This window comes from Arthrobacter sp. CDRTa11 (assembly GCF_026427775.1).
Taxonomy (GTDB): domain Bacteria; phylum Actinomycetota; class Actinomycetes; order Actinomycetales; family Micrococcaceae; genus Arthrobacter.
This window is the reverse complement of sequence record NZ_CP044532.1, coordinates 531258-546702: the sequence shown is the minus strand read 5'-3', so window position 1 is coordinate 546702 and position 15445 is coordinate 531258. Positions and strand designations below refer to the sequence as shown.

Sequence of the window (15445 nt, the reverse complement as noted above, 5' to 3'; positions counted from 1 at the left end):
CATGAAGCCCGTTTTGCAGCAGGTGCGCGCGCTCCACCGGCTGGAGCCGGCGGACAACGACAGCCTCGCCGCAGTCAGGGTTGCCATCAGCGTTGCCGTTCCCTCACTCACACTCCTTTTGCTGGGCCGTGCGGATCTCATCATGTACGCAGTCTTTGGAGCCCTGACCGGGATGTACGGACGCTCCGAACCGCACCAGCTCCGGCTAAAGCACCAGGCACAGGCGGCGCTCGTGCTGCTGACAGGCGTAGCTGTGGGGGTGGTCCTTTCCGTCACCCAACTCCATTCGTGGTGGCTGGTGGGGATCGAAGCCGTGATGGCCGGCGCAGGGTCACTGTTCGCGGACAAGGTACGGCTCAAGCCCAATGGCCCGTTCTTCGGAATCCTGGCTTTAGGCGCCTGTGCTTCCGTCCCCCTGGCCGTCCCCTGGTATGCAGCCGTGCTGATCGCCGCCGGGTCTGCGGTTTTCTCCCTGGCCGTCGGGTTCGGAGGGTGGGTCCGTTCGAGGGCCTGGCAGCCGGGTGCTGCCAGGAACATCGTGTCATTCCGGGCGGTGGGGGCCAGGCCCGCCGTGGTCCACGCCGCCAGGTATGTCCTGGCTGTTGGTGCGGCCGGCACGCTGGGCGTCCTCAGCGGAAGTGGCCATCCGCACTGGGCCATGGCGGCCGCGGCCGTGCCGCTGGCAGGTGCGGATCTTCCCAGCAGCGTCCGCCGGGGTATCCACAGGATCGTGGGGACGTTCTTCGGATTGGCGGTCACCGCCGTCGTACTTCTTCCCGGTCCCTGGCAAACCGTAGAAATCGTCGCCGTGCATCACGTGGCGGTGCTGGCCATCCTGGTCATCGTCTTCCAGTTCACCACGGAGCTGTTCATGGCCCGGCATTACGGACTGGCCATGGTGTCCTTCACTCCGGTGATCCTGCTGATGACGCAACTCGCAGCGCCCATCGATCCCGCGGTACTGATTCTTGAGCGCGGTGTGGAGACCTTGGTGGGCGCCCTGATAGGGATCCTTGTCGTGCTTGCGGTGAGGGGCAGGCCTACCTCGCCCTTCGCGGCGGACCTGTTGTCAGACGGGCGGGGAGCACCTGCGCCGCCGCCATCATGACCCTGTACCTCTTGGAAGGGACCCAAACTGCCTTGCCGTGCTGGCTGGCGGCCAGCCCCTCCCGGACCACACGCTCGGGGTTGAGCCACATCCACCGCGGCGCCACTGACTTGTCCATCTCCATCCGGTCGTGGAACTCAGTGTGCGTCAGCCCGGGGCACACTGCCGTGACCGTGACGCCCTGCGGGGAGTACGCCAGGTTGGCCCAGCGGCTGAAGGCCACCAGCCACCCCTTCGCCGCCGAGTAGGTCCCTCTCGGCAGGAATGCCGCCACGCTGGCCACGTTGATAATCTTCCCGGAACGGCGCCGCAGCATCCCCGGCAACGCAGCATGGCTCAGCACCATGGGCGTTTCCACGAGTAGTTTCAGATGCGCCTTTTCATCCTCGATGTCATTTTCCTCAAAGGACCGCAGCAGCCCGAACCCCGCGTTGTTCACCAGGATCTCCACCGGCCGTGCCTCAGCGGAAAGGCGTTCGACGACGGCAGCCACGCCGTCGTCGTCGGTCAAGTCTGCGGCAATCACCTCAACGTCGATGCTGTAGTTGTTTTCCAGTTCGTGCGCCTTGGCGGCCAGCCGCCCGCTGTCCCGTGCCACGAGCACCAGGTGGTGCCCCTGCTCCGCGAGCTGACGCGCGAACTCGGCGCCCAGCCCCGCTGTGGCTCCGGTAATCAGTGCCGTGGTCCCGGTACTCTGTGGCGTCGTCATGGCCCCAGCCTAGCCGCGCGAACGAACACTTGAGGCCCTCCCTGCGGGGACCTCAAGTGTTCGTTCGCGCTTCGTCAGCCCTGGAGATAAAGCGGGTGGGTTATCAGGACTGCGGCGCGTACCTGGCGAGTGGATTCGCCAGCCGGCCGGCCATCTGCAGCCCGCCGGACGGGTCCGCGAGATCCAGCATCTGCTGGTTATTCCGCAGCTGCAGGCGGTTCAGGCACGACAATTCGAAGTCCGCGGCGAAGAGGTCATGGCGGGCGAACTGGCTGGCCAATTCCGGGTGCTCCGCCTGGTAGTCGCGGATAGCCTGGGCCGCGGTGCCCCAGAACTGGTCCTGGTTGAGTTTGCCGTCCTCCACCAGCAGCGCGGCCAGGAACCGGAAGATGCAGTCGAAGACATCCGTGAAGATGGCCAGCACCTTTTCGCCGTCGGGAATGTCCGCCTGGATCCGGGCCACGTCCTCGGGAAGGTCCAGCCTGTCCCCCATCACCACAATCTCCTCGGCGATGTCCTTCATGACCGCACGCACGGGCACACCGTTCTCCAGCACCAGGATCACGTTTTCGCCGTGCGGCATAAAGGCGAGCTCATAGCGGTAGAGGCAATGCACCAACGGGACAAGGTATACCTCGAAGTACCGGCGCAGCCATTCAACAGGGGCCAGCCCGGACCGGTCGATCAGGGCCGAGACCAGGGGTTTACCGGCCGAATCAACGTGCAGGAGCGAGGCCATGGTTGCCAGTTGCTGGCCGTCTTTGAGCAACGGCAGCGGACTCTCCCTCCACAGGGCGGAGAGCATCTTCCGGTAGGGGGATCCGTTGGCGGAAGCGGCCTCGTAGTAGCTGTTGTGGTACCCGATGGCGGCAATTTCGCTGATCATTTCCAGGCCGCGGCGCTGGAGTGCCGCATCGGAGCCGATCAGGTCCCGCAGCCAGTCGTTGATGGCCGGGGTGGCCTTCATGTACTGCGGCGAAAGACCACGCATAAAGCCCATGTTGAGCACGGACATCGCCGTCTTGACGTAGCTCTTGGCGGGGTGGCTGGTGCTGAAGAACGTGCGAATGGACTGCTGCGCCTGGTAGCTGTCTGTTCCTATCCCCAGGTGGACTATGAAGTGGCGGGCTATTTCGGCGGCGAAGGTGACAGTGAGTTTGTTCTCCCACTGCCACGGGTGCACCGGCATGAGGAAATAGTGGGCGGATTCCAGGCCCTGCGCGCTGAGCTTGGCGTCGAAGGCGGCCACGAGCGGCGCGCCCAATTCAGCCTCCAGGTGGGCCCGGTAGTCAAGCCCTGCGCTGGAGGTAAACACCGCCTGGCTGCGGTGCACGGCGATCCACTCCAGCTGGACAGGAGCTCCCGCCTCGGGCGCAAAAGCCCGGTAGTCGCTGATGCCGAACCCGAGCCGGCCGTTGTTGGCCACGAAGCAGGGATGGCCCTCGGTCATGCTGCGCTCAAGCACCTGGAAGTCGGTAGCAGGATCGCTGCCTCCGGTAACTCCGGCGGCGAGCTCCCCGGCAAGCGGCTGGCCCATCCACTGCTTGTAGGCGTGGCTGGCGAGCGTGCTGCTGATTTCCTCAAGGTAGACAGGAAGCATCTCCTCCCGGATCCCCAGGGTGTTCCGGAATTCGGTGATGAAGGTCAGGGCATCCGGGGCTGCTTCGCTTCCGTTCCGGGTCCAGCGGATGGACTCGCCGTCGATGGACCAGTGGTCCAGGGCAAGGAGCCGAGCTTTGAAAGAGTACTGGCTTGCAGCGTCGTCGCTGCTGACCAGGTAGGACGCCACCCCATCAGGCGAGTCCGGGCCGTTGCTGCCCATCCGTTGGGCGGTGAGGATCCTTTCGTGCAGGAATTCGGCCAGCGCCTTGCGCACCAGGTGGCGGTTGGCCCTGGCCCACCGCTCCGGGGTGAGATGCGGGACGGCGGCGTTGGCCGCGGTTTCTGCGAGCAAGTCTGGATAGATGGCAATGGTGGTCACAGTGATGCTCCCTGGTGGATCGGGTTTGAAGAGTCTGCGGACTGTTGGAGGGCAGCCCGTGCAGCGAGGTAATCGGAATGGGAGCAGAAGCTCAGCAGTGCCTGCTTGTCCGGCAGGTCCACCACCCCGGCGGGCTGGAATCCCAGCCGTTCATTGAGGGCATGGATCTTGGTGTTCCTGGCATCGGGTTCCACCACTACGCGCTCCACACCCGGTTTGTTAAAGAGGCGGTCCAGGACGGCGTCCATCACCGCCGTGGTGTACCCGGGCTGAGGCCCTCCCGACGGCGGCGCCACCAGCAGGTGCATTCCCATGTCACCGGGCTGGGCGGCGTAAACCGCGGCCAGTGGCGAGGCAGACGGGAGGTACTCCTCCATCAGGAAGGCGGGGACACCGCCGTCGAGCCCCAGCAGGGCGTGGTGGTGCCCACTGGCCTGGATCTTGGAGTATTCCTCCACAACCCCGTCAACCGTGGAGGACAACATGCCCCAGAAGGACGCGTAGGGCTGGGTCACCCAGCTGTGCAGAAGAGGTGCATCGGCGTGGGGGTCCAGGCAGCGGAACGTAAACCTCATACTGAAGCCCCTGCCGTGGCGGTCACTGCTGCGTTGGCCGTAGCCGGCGCCCCAAACTCCTGGAAGGCGATGCTGCGCTCCACCGGGTAGACCTCACGGCCCGTTATTTCCCGGAGGATGCAGGAGTTGCGGTAGGCGCCCATGCCCAGGTCTGGGGTCACAAAGCCGTGGGTGTGCAGCTCGGCGTTCTGCACAAAGATTTCCCCGGGTTCGACGCCGGTGCTGTAGTTGCGGCTGACGGCGAACCTGCCGGAGGAGTCCCGTTCGATCCTGTCCTGCACACCGGCAAGGAAGCCGGGCTCCCGGTAGGTGTACCCGGTGGCCAGGACCACGGCCTCGCTGTCCAGGGCGTAGGACCTTCCCTCTTCTTCGTGGTGCAGCTCCAGGGTGTGGGAACGTGCGGCCGGGTCCCAGGCGGCGCTGGTCAGGGAGGAGTGCGTCAGCAAGCGGGTGTCCACTATGCCGGAGAGGCTCTTGGTGTAGAGGAGATCGTAGATCGCATCGATGAGCTCGGAGTTGATCCCCTTGTAGAGGTTCTTTTGGCTCTTGATCAGGCCATCGCGCTGGTCCTGGGGCAGCCGGTGGAAATAGTCCACGTACTCGGGCGAAGTCATTTCCAGCGTCAGCTTGGTGTACTCCAGCGGGAAGAACCGGCCGGAACGGGTAACCCAGTTCAACTGGTAGCCGTGGACGTCGGTCTCCTGAAGCAGCTCGTAGTAGATCTCCGCGGCGCTCTGGCCGCTGCCCACAATGGTGATGCTGCGCTTGTCCTGCAGTTCACTCTTCCTGGACAGGTAGTCGGCGTTGTGAAGGACCACCCCGCCGCCGTTTGAAGCCGCTTCCACTATTGCGTCGCAGGCCGCCGGCACGTACGGGGACGTACCGGTGCCCAACACCAGGCGGCGGGCCAACAGCACCTCTGCCCCGTCCGGTCCCTCCACCGCCAGGCGGTACACGCCGTCGTTGTAGGTCACATTCAGCACGGCTGTGTTAAAACGTACGGATGGCAGCTGACCGGCCACCCACTGGCAGTACTGGTTGTACTCAGCGCGCAGCGGGTAGAAGTTCTCGCGGATATAGAAGCGGTAGAGCCGCCCGGTCTGCTTGAGGAAGTTCAGGAACGAGTAGGGCGATGTGGGATCCGCGAGCGTCACCAGGTCCGCCATAAACGGGACCTGCAGGTGGGCCGGCTCCAGCATCATGCCCGGGTGCCAGTCGAAGGAGTCGCGGCGCTCCAGGAACACACCGTCCAGCCCCTCCACGGGTTCGCTGAGTGCGGCGAGGCCAAGGTTGAAGGGGCCAACCCCGATGCCGGCGAAGTCGTAAACGTGGCTCATGCGGACACCTCGTCCTGGAGCAGCCCGTCCTGCACGAGCCCGGCGCCCGTGCTGCGAAGAAGGCTGATGATCTGGCCGATATCCTCCAGGGTTGCTTCAGCATTGAGCAGCGTGAATTTCAGGTAGTGCCGCCCTGCCACCTTGGTCCCGGCCACAACGGCCTTGCCGGAGGCGAAAACCGCGGCGCGGATGGCGGGATTGAGGAGATCAGAGGCGTCCTCAGACATCCGCTGGCTGCCGCTTGGGGTATCCACCCGCGGCCGGTAGCGGAACACCAGGGTGCTCAGCTGGGGCTCGGCGGCGAGCTCGAAGTCGTCATCGGCGGCAAGAAGCGAGCCTACGCGGGCGGCAAGGTCTATCGCCTCGTCAAAGAGGGCACCGATAGCGTCTGCACCCATGATGCGCAGGGTGAGCCAGAGTTTGAGCGCATCGAAGCGCCGGGTGGTCTGGATGCTCTTATCCACCTGGTTGGGGATCTCTGCGAGGGCGGCGCTCTCGGGGTTCAGGTAGTCCGCGTAGTAGGTGATGTGACGCAGCATGGCGCGGTCGCGGACCAGCAGGGCGCTGGAACTGACCGGCTGGAAGAAGGTTTTGTGGAAGTCCACGGTGACGGAATCGGCCAGCCGGGTTCCGTCCAGCAGGTGCCGGTAGCGGCCCGAAACCATCAGCCCGCCGCCGTACGCAGCATCGATGTGAAGCCACGCGCCGTAGGCGCGGGCCAGGGCCGAAAGCTCCGGCAGCGGGTCCACTGCCCCAAAGTCAGTGGTGCCGGCGGTGGCCACCACCGCCATCGGGACCAGCCCGGCGTCGTGCGCTTCCGCCATGGCCTCAGCGAGGGCGGCGGGGTCCATCCGGTGGTCAGGTGCACAGCGGACGGAGATCACGGCGTCGAATCCCATGCCCAGCATGGAGGCTGACTTCTGGATGCTGAAATGGCTGTCTTCCGAGGTGAAGATGCGCAGCCTGTCCAGCAGTGCGGGCAGCCGGAGGCCGGTGTTGGCCGGTTCCTGGCGCAGCCCCGCGACGGCGTGGTTGCGGGCGATCAACAGTGCCTGCAGGTTGGACTGGCTCCCACCGGAGGTGAACACGCCGTCGGCTGCAGTCCCCAGCTGCAGCCGCTCGGCGGTCCAGTCGATGAGCCGGCGCTCGATCATGGTGGCGCCGGCGCTCTGGTCCCAGGTATCCATCGAAGAGTTCACTGCCGAGAGGATGGCCTCTCCCACCAGCGCCGGGATCACCACGGGGCAGTTCAGGTGGGCTGCGTACTTGGCATCGTGGAAGTAGATGGCGTCGCGCAGGTAGACGGACTCCAGCTCCTCCAGGGCGGCAGCGGTATCAGGCAACGGCCGGTCAAGATCCACCGCACCGATGCGCGCCTTCAGTTCCGTGGGCCCGACGCCGGTGAACGGCTGCGTGGTCCGGTCCAGTTTGGTGGCCACCGCGTTGACACCCTGCAGCACCTGCGCCACGTAACGCGGCGAGTTGCGGGCGTTGAACAGATGGTTGGTGGCGGCCAGGGCGAGTTCCACCCGGGACGCAAAGTCTTGCCCCGGCGAGGCTTCGGTGCCCCGGCCTTCATCCACATAGATCTCTTCAACACGGGGCAGCAGTGGCACGGGAGTCATCCTTAAGTCGACGATGGGGAGAGGAGCAAGGTAAGCCTTACTTAGGACAGCCTTTTCGTCAAACTTTTGTGATGTATTTATCTTCAGCCCCTAAATGACGGGTGCTTTAGGGGCAAACGCGCGTCATTGACTGGCACCGAACACCAAAGAGGTGCAAAATACGCCGCTTGAAAGGGCGTCTGTTGTCCGGGAGTGGCGGGGAGTGCTCGGGAGGGTGCCTGCAGCAGACACTCCCCATTGCAGGGCAGTCGCGGCCAGGGGGTAGGGTCTTGTACCAGCAGCGGGGCCACACGAATCAAAAGGGGAAACGTGGAGCAGACAGAGTCCAACGGCATCGGATTCCGTGAAGTGGACCAGAACGGCCGGGCCGTTGATCCGGAAACTGCCGGCAGCACCGGCACTGGGGCAGCACCAGGCAGTCAGGCGGGCAACCTCCGCCTCAATCCGTTCATCATCATCCTCTGGATCCTGGCCGTAGGACTGAACGCCGCGGCCGTCTGGGGCTATGTCAACGCTTTTTCCCAGGGCCCGATACCCGGCAATATGGGACCCCAGGTGGCCTTCTTCGTGCTGAGCTTTGCACCCCTGGCCGGAACGTTGACCGTCATCTCCCTGCTGTTCTGGCACGCGGTGCAATGGCGGCGCAGGAGCACCTAACCCGCCCTTCATCGCCAGTCATCAGCACCCGCAGCTAAGGCACCTCGCAATTAACGGCGCCGAGCAATTAAGCCGAGCTATTAAGGCGCCGGGCACCTGAACTGCGGGCACGCTACTTAACCGTCGGCAACCCTCTAAAAATGGACCTTGTGGGCCTTAAGTGACCGTTCGCGCTGGATGCGCTTAGCGCTGGCGGACCGGCTTGGCCGGACCGGGTGGGGCGGGTCTGTGGGCTGGTTCGGGTGCTCCAGAAGGGCTGCCTGCGCCACGTCCAGGCGCGCTTCCGCCAACTCCTTCGCGGAATGGATGGGGCATACCGGCAGGTACACGGGTTCCATGATGGTCAGATGGAAATCGTCAGCTTCCTCCAGTGCCGCCGCTGCCGCCATACCCATTTCGTGGTGGATGGCCGCATGCTGGCCCGCACCATGGGACCCAGGACTGGCGATGTGGCGAAGATGTGCAAGGACGCCGGCGTCCAAGTGAATGGCCCGCCGCAGGTTCAGCGCAATGCTGGGGCTGAAGGACAGGCGCTGGGCCCGCAGCAGCAGGTGGAGCAAGGCCGGAAAGTTCGAATGTGTCAGGCATCCGCCAACCTCTACCGTGATGTGTCCCGGGTCAAGGTCAACGTGGACAACAACACGCAGCTTGTGGTGGGAAAGTTTGTGGCTCACAGGAATCTCCACGGAAGGATCTAACGGGCCGGCTGCATGGCCCACCAATGACTTTACGAACATGTTGCGCAGGTCACAAGTTTGGCCATAAAGATTACGGCGCGCCTCTTTGACGCGGCGCCCTGATACCTGCACTGGGCCCGGCCTTTTGTCACAGGACGGCACTAGAATGGGGTATGGACAAGTCAGCGATTGACACCTCAGTTCGTTCCGAGGCCGCGGTCACGGCGCAGCTTCAGAACCTCGTCATCGACAGCCGCGACGTCAACGAGTTCCTTCATGAACTCTGCGACTATGCGGCCCGGGCTGTCTCGAGTTCCATGGAGCTGCCGGTGGTGTGCGCCGTCACCCTGAGCCGGCGCCGCCGGACCACCACTGCTGCGTGGAGCGATCAACAGGCCCGTCTTATGGACGAGATCCAGCAGAACTATGGCGCAGGGCCCTGCCTTCATGCGATGAATACCGGAACCACTGTGCTGGTCCCGGATACCCGGCGGGACTCGCGCTGGCCGGAATACGGCCAGGCAATTGCGGAGCTTGGCCAGCTGAGCGTTCTTGCCGTTCCCCTCACCTTGGACGAGGACGCCCGGGCTGCACTCAACATCTTCGCTCCCGCCGTGAACGCGTTCAATTCCACTGCCTTGGAGAGCGCCGAACTGTTCGCCTCGCACGCTCAAAGCGCACTGCGGCTCGCTGTCCGCGTGGCTGCCGGCCAGCAGTTGGCGGCAGATCTTAAGGCGGCGATGGAATCACGGACCGCGATTGACTTGGCCGCCGGAATCATCATGGGTCAGAACCGCTGCTCGCAGGAGGAAGCGATGGCCATCCTGGTCAAGACCTCCAGCGGCAGGAACCAAAAGCTGCGGACCGTCGCCGAGAACCTGGTCGCAGCATTTTCCACCCGAGGGTCAGTCACGCACTTTGACTGACACCCCTGGTTACTGACCACCTGGTTACTGACCGCCTGGGCGGCAACAACAGCGGTCAGCCTGCTGTCCGGGCTACTGTCCACAGGCTGGCCAGTTACCTCTCCCGGCTACCCCTCCGGCCAGTCCACATGCTGCTCGTAGCCTTCATGGAGGCGCAGGTACTCGGCAAAAAATGGGTCGCGCGGAATGATCCGTTTTCCCGCTGCCACCACATCGTCCAGCGCAAAGTGGACCAGCACTTTGTCCAGCCCCTGTCCCTGGAAACCTTCGGCGGTTTCCACGTGGGTGAAATCCACGTGTCCGGGCTTGTCCAGGAAAAAGGACTGAACGGCGATCTTCCCGCCCACCTGCAGCTCGTAACAGTGCTGCGCATCGTTCCTGGCCATTGAGACGTCAGGACGGAATTCGTCCTCTGTGGAAATCATGTTCTCAGTCATGGTTCGACATTGGCACTACTTGGCCCCGCTGGCAATGCCCCGCCGTTTGAGGCACCCGACCCTCCCCCGGCTCCCGTACCTGGCAGGCTGGCCTGCTCACCTGATGCCGCATCGTTCACGCCGGGAAGGCGTTCGGGAACCCTGCCCAGGAGCAGTGCGGCCAGCATAAAGCAGGCCGCGCCGCCTCCCAGCAGGCCTAGTGCCAGGCCGTTGAGAGCGGCGTCCGCCACCGGGATGAACACCACGACGGCGGCAGTCACCACTGCGGCCGGGGGCCGTCCGCGGGTGTGGACAGACGCCGTCGGACGTTCCTCAAGGCGGCCGAAAAAGGCCAGCACCGGCAGCAGGAGGGCCACCACGCCCAGCAGTACCAAGGGCCGCGCCCACCACCAGGCGGCGGTGCCGGCGGCAGGTTTGGGAAAGTCCGTCAGGAGCAGTATCCCGGTCATGGCCACGAGCAGGGGCAGGTGCCACAGGTACACCGTCATGGAACGCCGCCCCGCAACGGCCACAACACCGCGCACCCACCCCAGCCGGGAAACCCAATCGAGCCCAGGCCTGAAAAGCTCCAGCACCGCGGCCTGCGACACGCCCAGCAGCAGCAGGCACAGGTTGGGCGGATTCAGGTTGACCAGCATGTTCCCGGAGTACAGGCCCAGCCCGGCCAGCAGCCCGAGCAGGAGGTTTGCGGCCAGGATCAGGCCCACCAGCCCGGAACGGGATACCCTGGCGAAAACGCCATCAGCCACGAGGAAGCCCAGCTGCTGAACCGTGCACCACAGGAAAACAAGGTTCGCGTAGGCGAGCAACGGAAGGGCCCCACGGAGGCAGTCCACGGCCACCACCAGGGCGGCAAGGATGCCAAGGGTCAGCCAGGGGGCGCGGTCATGGAACCTGGCCAGCAGCGGAATGTTCAGCTGCGCGGCAAGGTAGGCAGCCAGGAACCAGAGCGGCATTCCGGCGCCCGTGGCCATCAGCTGAACCACTTGCGGGTCCACGCCAAGGAGCAGTGCGGCCCACAGTCCCAGGAACATGGCTGCCAGGAGTGCCGCCGCCGGGCGGACCAGCCGCAGGAGCCGTGCCTGGGCGAAGTCAAAGCCGGTGCCTCCGCGGAATTTCAGCCGCCGCCAGGACTGGAGGCCTGTGGTCCCGCCAGTGACAAAGAACAACGGCATCACCATAAAGATCCAGGTGACGGGCTGAAACCAGTTCTGCTCAGTGAGGGTGTTTTCCGTGGTGACAGTGCCGTCCGGGTGCAGGACCGGGCTCACCATCATGCAGTGTGCGACGACCACCAGGGCCAGGCAGAAGAAGCGGACCAGGTCAATAACCAGATCTCGCTCCACCGGTTCGTGCCCTGTGACCGGCTCGCCGCCCTTTACCGGCTCGCCGCCTTTGACCGGCTCGCGCCCGGGGGTTGGCCCCTGCTCCTTCACACCACTCACGTGCGGTCCCTACGAACACTGGATGCTGTTGTTAGCTCCATTGTCCGCCCGAGGCGCGGCGGCGGCCAGCAAGGGGCCTGCTGAAGTCGAGACGCGCTTAGAGGGTTACCGCAAGGATCCCGAGCACAACGGCCAACAGCGGAGTGGTGCCCTGGATGGTTGCAGGCCTGAGGTTCTTCTTCCCGCTCAGGGCAAGCACCAGCGCGGCGAGCAGCATGGAGCCGCAGCAGCTGAAGATGAGCGTCCAGCCCACCACCGCCTGGGCTGAGCCCTGGGACGCAAATGCCACACAGCCGACGCCGATGAACGCTCCGATGGCAAGGAACAGATTGTAGAAACCCTGGTTATAGGCCAGAGACTTGGTGGTCTCGGCGTCAGCCTGGGAAGCCAGGCCGAAGCGCTTCCACGTGGCGGGCGTGGTCCAGGTCAGGGACTCCATGGTGAAGATGTACACGTGGAGGGCAGCTGCAATGAAGGCAAAAAGAAGGGAGGCCAGGATCATGGCTTGATCCTAACCTCCCATTCCTCACGGTCAGCGCGTGAGCATACCCAGCGCGCCCGTGGCGAACCCCCGCGCCGAGCTGTTCCAATGCCCCAGCAGGCCCTGGAGGTTTTCGCCGTCGGCGCGGTGTCCGGGAAGGTGCTGCTGAAGCGTGGACAGGACGCCCGTGCGCAGTTCCGTATTGAAGTTGACCTTGCCCACGTTCATGGCCGCGGCTTTGACCAGTTCATCGGCCGGGATGCCTGATGCGCCGTGCAGCACCAGCGGAATGTGGGTCCGCACCGCGATGTCCTGGAGCACGTCCCACCGCAGCTGCGGCTCCCCCTTGTACTTGCCGTGCACGTTGCCCACAGCTACGGCCAGGAGTTCAGCGCCGGTGCGGCCCACAAAGTCCTCCACCTGGGCGGAATCAGTCAGGCCAGCCACTGCGACGCCGGCCTGGTCCGCACCAAATGCGCGGTCCTCGTCACCGGCCAGTCCACCCAGTTCCGCTTCAAGGACGATGCCGGCGTAGCCCTTTGCCTGCAGCAGCGAGCGCGCCGCCTGGACCAGCGCGATGTTGTCCTCATACGGAAGGGACGAGCCGTCCGCGAGGACGGAGTCCGCCCCCGCGGCGACGGCGTCGATCATCACACCCAGATCCGATGCATGGTCAAGCTGCACCGACACGGGGACGGCGGCGGCGTCCGCCAGGCCCCGGAGGGCCGAGGTCAGGCGCAGGCCGTTGACGGTTCCGGCTGTCTTGGGTGCCACCAGCAGGATGACGCCCTGGCCGGCTTCCTCCGCCGCACCCACCACAGCCATGGCGGTGGTGAAGTCGTAGCACGTGAAGGCCGGAACTGCGGAGCCCTGCTGGAGCGTGGAGGTAACCAGGGGGTCAAGTCGGGTGCGCATTAGACGCCCAGGCCTCCCACCAGGATCCAGGCTACGAAGGTGAGGATGAACCCGGCCAGGCCGAGGATGGTGGTGAGGACGGTCCAGGTCCGGAGGCCGTCGGAGACGGTGAGGCCGTAGTAGCGCACCACTGTCCAGAATCCGGCGTCGGTCACGTGCGACAGGCCCAGCGAGCCGAAGCCGATGGCGATGACGATCACGGCGATCTGGGCCGGCGAGTAGCCGCCTTCCATCACCGCGGAGGTGAGCAGGCCGGTGGTGGTGACGATCGCGACGGTGGCTGAGCCCTGTGCAGCACGCAGGGCCAGCGAGATCACGAAGCCCAGGACGATGACCGGCAGGCCGAGGTGGTCCAGGGTTTGAGAGAGCGCGGCGCCAATTCCCGAGGTCCGCAGAACTTCACCGAACACACCACCGGCGGCAACCACCAGCAAGATGGAGGCGATGGGAGGGAGTGCACCTTCGAAGATCTCACCGGTTTCCTTGAGCGACCAGTTGCGGCGGACAGCCAGCAGGAAGAAGGAGAGGCCAACAGCGACGAGGAGGGCGAAGAACGGGTTGCCGATGAAGGCCGCCAGCCCGTACAGGCCGTTGTCCTTGGGGATGGTGAGCGTGCCCAGGGTGCCGATGAGGATCTGCACGATCGGGGCGGCGATAAGGAAGATGATCAGGGCCGGGCGGGGCGGAGCAATGGCCAGGGCGCCGGGGCCTTCGTGGCCAACCTTCACCAGGGAATCGGAACCGAATTCGTCCACCTGCGCCTTGACGGACGGGAGCAGCTCGTATTCCTTGCGGTTCATGATGCTGGCCACCCAGTAGGACAGGAAGCCAAGGGGCACACAGATCGCCAGCGAGATAAGGGTGATAAGGCCGATGTCGGCGCCGAAGACACCGGCGCCGGCCACGATGCCGGGGTGGGGCGGGACGGCGACGTGGATGGCCAGCATGATGCCGGCCATGGGAAGGCCGAACTTGACCGGGTGCACGTTGGCGATCTTGGCGAAGGCATAAACGATGGGAACCAGCACGATGATGCCCACCTCGAAGAAGACCGGGATGGCAACGAGGAAGCCCACGGCGGTCAGGGCGACGGCCACGCGCTTAGCGCCAAGCTTCTCCGTAAAGTGCGATGCCAGCGACTGGACGCCGCCTGAGACCTCGATCATCCTGCCCAGGATTGCGCCGAGGGCGATCAGCAGGGCCACCTTGCCCATGGTCCCGCCGACGCCGGTGGCCACCACGGTGAAGACGTCTTTGAGCGGAATCTGGGCGGCCACGGCCACCATGATGCTCACGGTCAGCAGGGCCACGAAGGCCTGGATCTTGAAGCGGATGATCATCACCAGGAGGACGGCGATGCCAATGGCGGCGATGGTAAGCAGCAGCGGAGTACCCAGCTCCACAGCTGGTTTGATGGCAGGGGCGTCGGCCGCCCGAACCATCAGTGAGTTAGTCAGGGGGTTCATTGGGGGTGTCTCCTTTGACAAGCCAGTCTTCCAGAAGACAGGCAATCGGGCGCAGGTTTTTTCAGGGATTTAAAGGGAGTACTTCGGGGTGGTACGACGACGGCGGAGGGGGGACCGCCGTCGTCGGGCTTGGGGGCGGTTACGGCTGGTTCGCGGTGCGCTTTGTGGGCGCTACCACCTTGATGACGGCGGAATCGTCGGCTGCAGCGAGGCCCTGGGCCTGGCCGAGAAGGTAGAGCTGTTCTGCTGCAGCGGCAACCGGGGCTGCCAGTCCGGCGGCGCGGGTGGCCTTGCCCACGATGCCCATGTCCTTGACGAAGATGTCCAGGCGGGACAGGACTTCAGCGCCGTCCTCCGTGTAGGCCTCCAGGATGCGGGGGCCGCGGTTGGAGAGCATAAAGGACCCGGCCGCGCCGGCTTCCAGGGCGGCGAGGGTCTTGGCCTGGTCCAGGCCAAGCGCGTCGGCAAGGGCCATGGCCTCTGCGGCAGCGGCGATGTGGATGCCGCACAGGAGCTGGTTGACGGTCTTGAGCGCCTGGCCGTCCCCGGGCTTGTCGCCCACGATGGTCAGGGTGGACGCGAGCAGTTCCAGCACGGGCCGGGCCTTTTCCTGGGCCTCGGGCGAGGCACCCACGACGATCAGCAGGTCGCCTTCGCCGGCTCGCTTGGGCCCGCCGGACAAGGGTGCGTCAACAAGCTCGACGCCGTATTCGGCCAGGCGGTCTACGGTGGCGGGAATGGCTTCCGTGCCCACTGTGCTGCCGAGGATCACCACGGCACCCGGCTCCAGCACGGAGGCCACGCCGTTCTCGCCGAAGAGGACATCGTTGAGCTGTTCGCCGTTGCGGACCGCGAGCAGCAGGGCGTCGGCACCCTTGGAAGCTTCGCGGGCTGAGCTGAAGGTGTGGATTCCGGCTTCTTCGGCGAGCGCCAGGCGCGGCCCGGCAATGTCGAAGCCGTGGACGGTGAGCTGGCTCGCCAGGCGCGTCGCCATGGGCAGGCCCATGGCGCCAAGGCCGAGAACTGTGACTTTGTAGTTTGCAGACATTGTTTTCTCCGTTGAATACGTGGTGGTTAGAGAGGGAGGTGGTGGGCCCACGCCGGCG

The 15445-nt window shown here is 64.9% G+C and carries 15 protein-coding genes; 3 read left to right on the top strand and 12 right to left on the bottom strand.

Annotated features, from left to right (window positions below; all coding sequences use genetic code 11):
• Window position 1 precedes the first annotated feature (1 nt).
• Window positions 2-1108: an FUSC family protein gene (locus F8G81_RS02500; protein WP_267279380.1), complete on the top strand. Its 1107-nt coding sequence runs from the start codon at window positions 2-4 to the stop codon at window positions 1106-1108.
• Here F8G81_RS02500 and F8G81_RS02495 read toward each other — a convergent pair.
• From F8G81_RS02495 to F8G81_RS02475, 5 genes are all read right to left on the bottom strand, one after another.
• Window positions 1041-1817, bottom strand: a complete 777-nt coding sequence (locus F8G81_RS02495) for an SDR family NAD(P)-dependent oxidoreductase (protein WP_267277463.1) — start codon at window positions 1815-1817, stop codon at window positions 1041-1043. The two genes, F8G81_RS02500 and F8G81_RS02495, sit on opposite strands and share 68 nt — an antisense overlap.
• A gap of 103 nt (window positions 1818-1920) precedes the next feature.
• Entirely contained in the window at window positions 1921-3804 is a 1884-nt protein-coding gene (locus tag F8G81_RS02490) for an IucA/IucC family protein (RefSeq protein WP_416377159.1), read from the bottom strand.
• Window positions 3795-4373 carry a GNAT family N-acetyltransferase gene (locus F8G81_RS02485; RefSeq protein WP_267277462.1) on the bottom strand — a complete coding sequence of 193 codons (579 nt, stop codon included), beginning with the start codon at window positions 4371-4373 and terminating at the stop codon, window positions 3795-3797. The genes F8G81_RS02490 and F8G81_RS02485 overlap by 10 nt, the downstream gene beginning before the upstream one ends.
• Window positions 4370-5710: a lysine N(6)-hydroxylase/L-ornithine N(5)-oxygenase family protein gene (locus tag F8G81_RS02480; protein ID WP_267277461.1), complete on the bottom strand. Its 1341-nt coding sequence runs from the start codon at window positions 5708-5710 to the stop codon at window positions 4370-4372. The genes F8G81_RS02485 and F8G81_RS02480 overlap by 4 nt, the downstream gene beginning before the upstream one ends.
• Entirely contained in the window at window positions 5707-7326 is a 1620-nt protein-coding gene (locus F8G81_RS02475) for a pyridoxal phosphate-dependent decarboxylase family protein (RefSeq protein ID WP_416377095.1), read from the bottom strand. Before F8G81_RS02475 ends, F8G81_RS02480 begins: the two co-directional genes overlap by 4 nt.
• Before the next feature lie 318 nt (window positions 7327-7644).
• On the opposite strand from F8G81_RS02475, the gene F8G81_RS02470 reads away from it, so the two are divergent.
• Window positions 7645-7992: a hypothetical protein gene (locus F8G81_RS02470; RefSeq protein WP_267277460.1), complete on the top strand. Its 348-nt coding sequence runs from the start codon at window positions 7645-7647 to the stop codon at window positions 7990-7992.
• Between the two features lie 134 nt (window positions 7993-8126).
• Here the strand turns inward: F8G81_RS02470 and F8G81_RS02465 are convergent, their stop codons facing one another.
• Window positions 8127-8666 (bottom strand): hypothetical protein, encoded by a 540-nt coding sequence (locus tag F8G81_RS02465; protein WP_267277459.1) that lies wholly within the window; start codon window positions 8664-8666, stop codon window positions 8127-8129.
• A gap of 176 nt (window positions 8667-8842) precedes the next feature.
• Here F8G81_RS02465 and F8G81_RS02460 point away from each other — a divergent pair, with 176 nt between their 5' ends.
• A complete protein-coding gene (locus F8G81_RS02460; protein WP_267277458.1) occupies window positions 8843-9595 on the top strand; it encodes a GAF and ANTAR domain-containing protein in 753 nt (250 codons plus the stop codon).
• Between the two features lie 107 nt (window positions 9596-9702).
• Here F8G81_RS02460 and F8G81_RS02455 read toward each other — a convergent pair whose 3' ends face one another.
• From F8G81_RS02455 to F8G81_RS02430, 6 genes are all read right to left on the bottom strand, one after another.
• The gene (locus F8G81_RS02455; protein WP_267277457.1) at window positions 9703-10032 is read right to left on the bottom strand and encodes a GNAT family N-acetyltransferase; all 330 of its coding nucleotides are present in this window, start codon (window positions 10030-10032) and stop codon (window positions 9703-9705) included.
• On the bottom strand, window positions 10029-11378 hold the full coding sequence (locus F8G81_RS02450; RefSeq protein ID WP_267279377.1) for an acyltransferase family protein: 1350 nt from the start codon (window positions 11376-11378) through the stop codon (window positions 10029-10031). The genes F8G81_RS02455 and F8G81_RS02450 overlap by 4 nt, the downstream gene beginning before the upstream one ends.
• A 196-nt stretch (window positions 11379-11574) precedes the next feature.
• The gene (locus tag F8G81_RS02445; RefSeq protein WP_267277456.1) at window positions 11575-11979 is read right to left on the bottom strand and encodes a DUF1304 domain-containing protein; all 405 of its coding nucleotides are present in this window, start codon (window positions 11977-11979) and stop codon (window positions 11575-11577) included.
• 30 nt (window positions 11980-12009) lie between these two features.
• A complete protein-coding gene (locus F8G81_RS02440; protein WP_267277455.1) occupies window positions 12010-12873 on the bottom strand; it encodes a class II fructose-bisphosphate aldolase in 864 nt (287 codons plus the stop codon).
• Window positions 12873-14339, bottom strand: a complete 1467-nt coding sequence (locus F8G81_RS02435; protein ID WP_267277454.1) for a GntP family transporter — start codon at window positions 14337-14339, stop codon at window positions 12873-12875. The genes F8G81_RS02440 and F8G81_RS02435 overlap by 1 nt, the downstream gene beginning before the upstream one ends.
• A gap of 139 nt (window positions 14340-14478) precedes the next feature.
• On the bottom strand, window positions 14479-15387 hold the full coding sequence (locus F8G81_RS02430; protein WP_267277453.1) for an NAD(P)-dependent oxidoreductase: 909 nt from the start codon (window positions 15385-15387) through the stop codon (window positions 14479-14481).
• Window positions 15388-15445 lie beyond the last annotated feature (58 nt).

Excerpts from the sequence above, each read along its gene's own strand:
- F8G81_RS02455 (WP_267277457.1), bottom strand. The coding sequence starts at position 10,032 with ATGACTGAGAACATGATTTCCACAGAGGACGAATTCCGTCCTGACGTC.
- F8G81_RS02440 (WP_267277455.1), bottom strand. The coding sequence starts at position 12,873 with ATGCGCACCCGACTTGACCCCCTGGTTACCTCCACGCTCCAGCAGGGC.
- F8G81_RS02445 (WP_267277456.1), bottom strand. The coding sequence starts at position 11,979 with ATGATCCTGGCCTCCCTTCTTTTTGCCTTCATTGCAGCTGCCCTCCAC.
- F8G81_RS02435 (WP_267277454.1), bottom strand. The coding sequence starts at position 14,339 with ATGAACCCCCTGACTAACTCACTGATGGTTCGGGCGGCCGACGCCCCT.
- F8G81_RS02495 (WP_267277463.1), bottom strand. The coding sequence starts at position 1,817 with ATGACGACGCCACAGAGTACCGGGACCACGGCACTGATTACCGGAGCC.
- F8G81_RS02500 (WP_267279380.1), top strand. The coding sequence starts at position 2 with ATGAAGCCCGTTTTGCAGCAGGTGCGCGCGCTCCACCGGCTGGAGCCG.
- F8G81_RS02430 (WP_267277453.1), bottom strand. The coding sequence starts at position 15,387 with ATGTCTGCAAACTACAAAGTCACAGTTCTCGGCCTTGGCGCCATGGGC.
- F8G81_RS02480 (WP_267277461.1), bottom strand. The coding sequence starts at position 5,710 with ATGAGCCACGTTTACGACTTCGCCGGCATCGGGGTTGGCCCCTTCAAC.
- F8G81_RS02460 (WP_267277458.1), top strand. The coding sequence starts at position 8,843 with ATGGACAAGTCAGCGATTGACACCTCAGTTCGTTCCGAGGCCGCGGTC.
- F8G81_RS02485 (WP_267277462.1), bottom strand. The coding sequence starts at position 4,373 with ATGAGGTTTACGTTCCGCTGCCTGGACCCCCACGCCGATGCACCTCTT.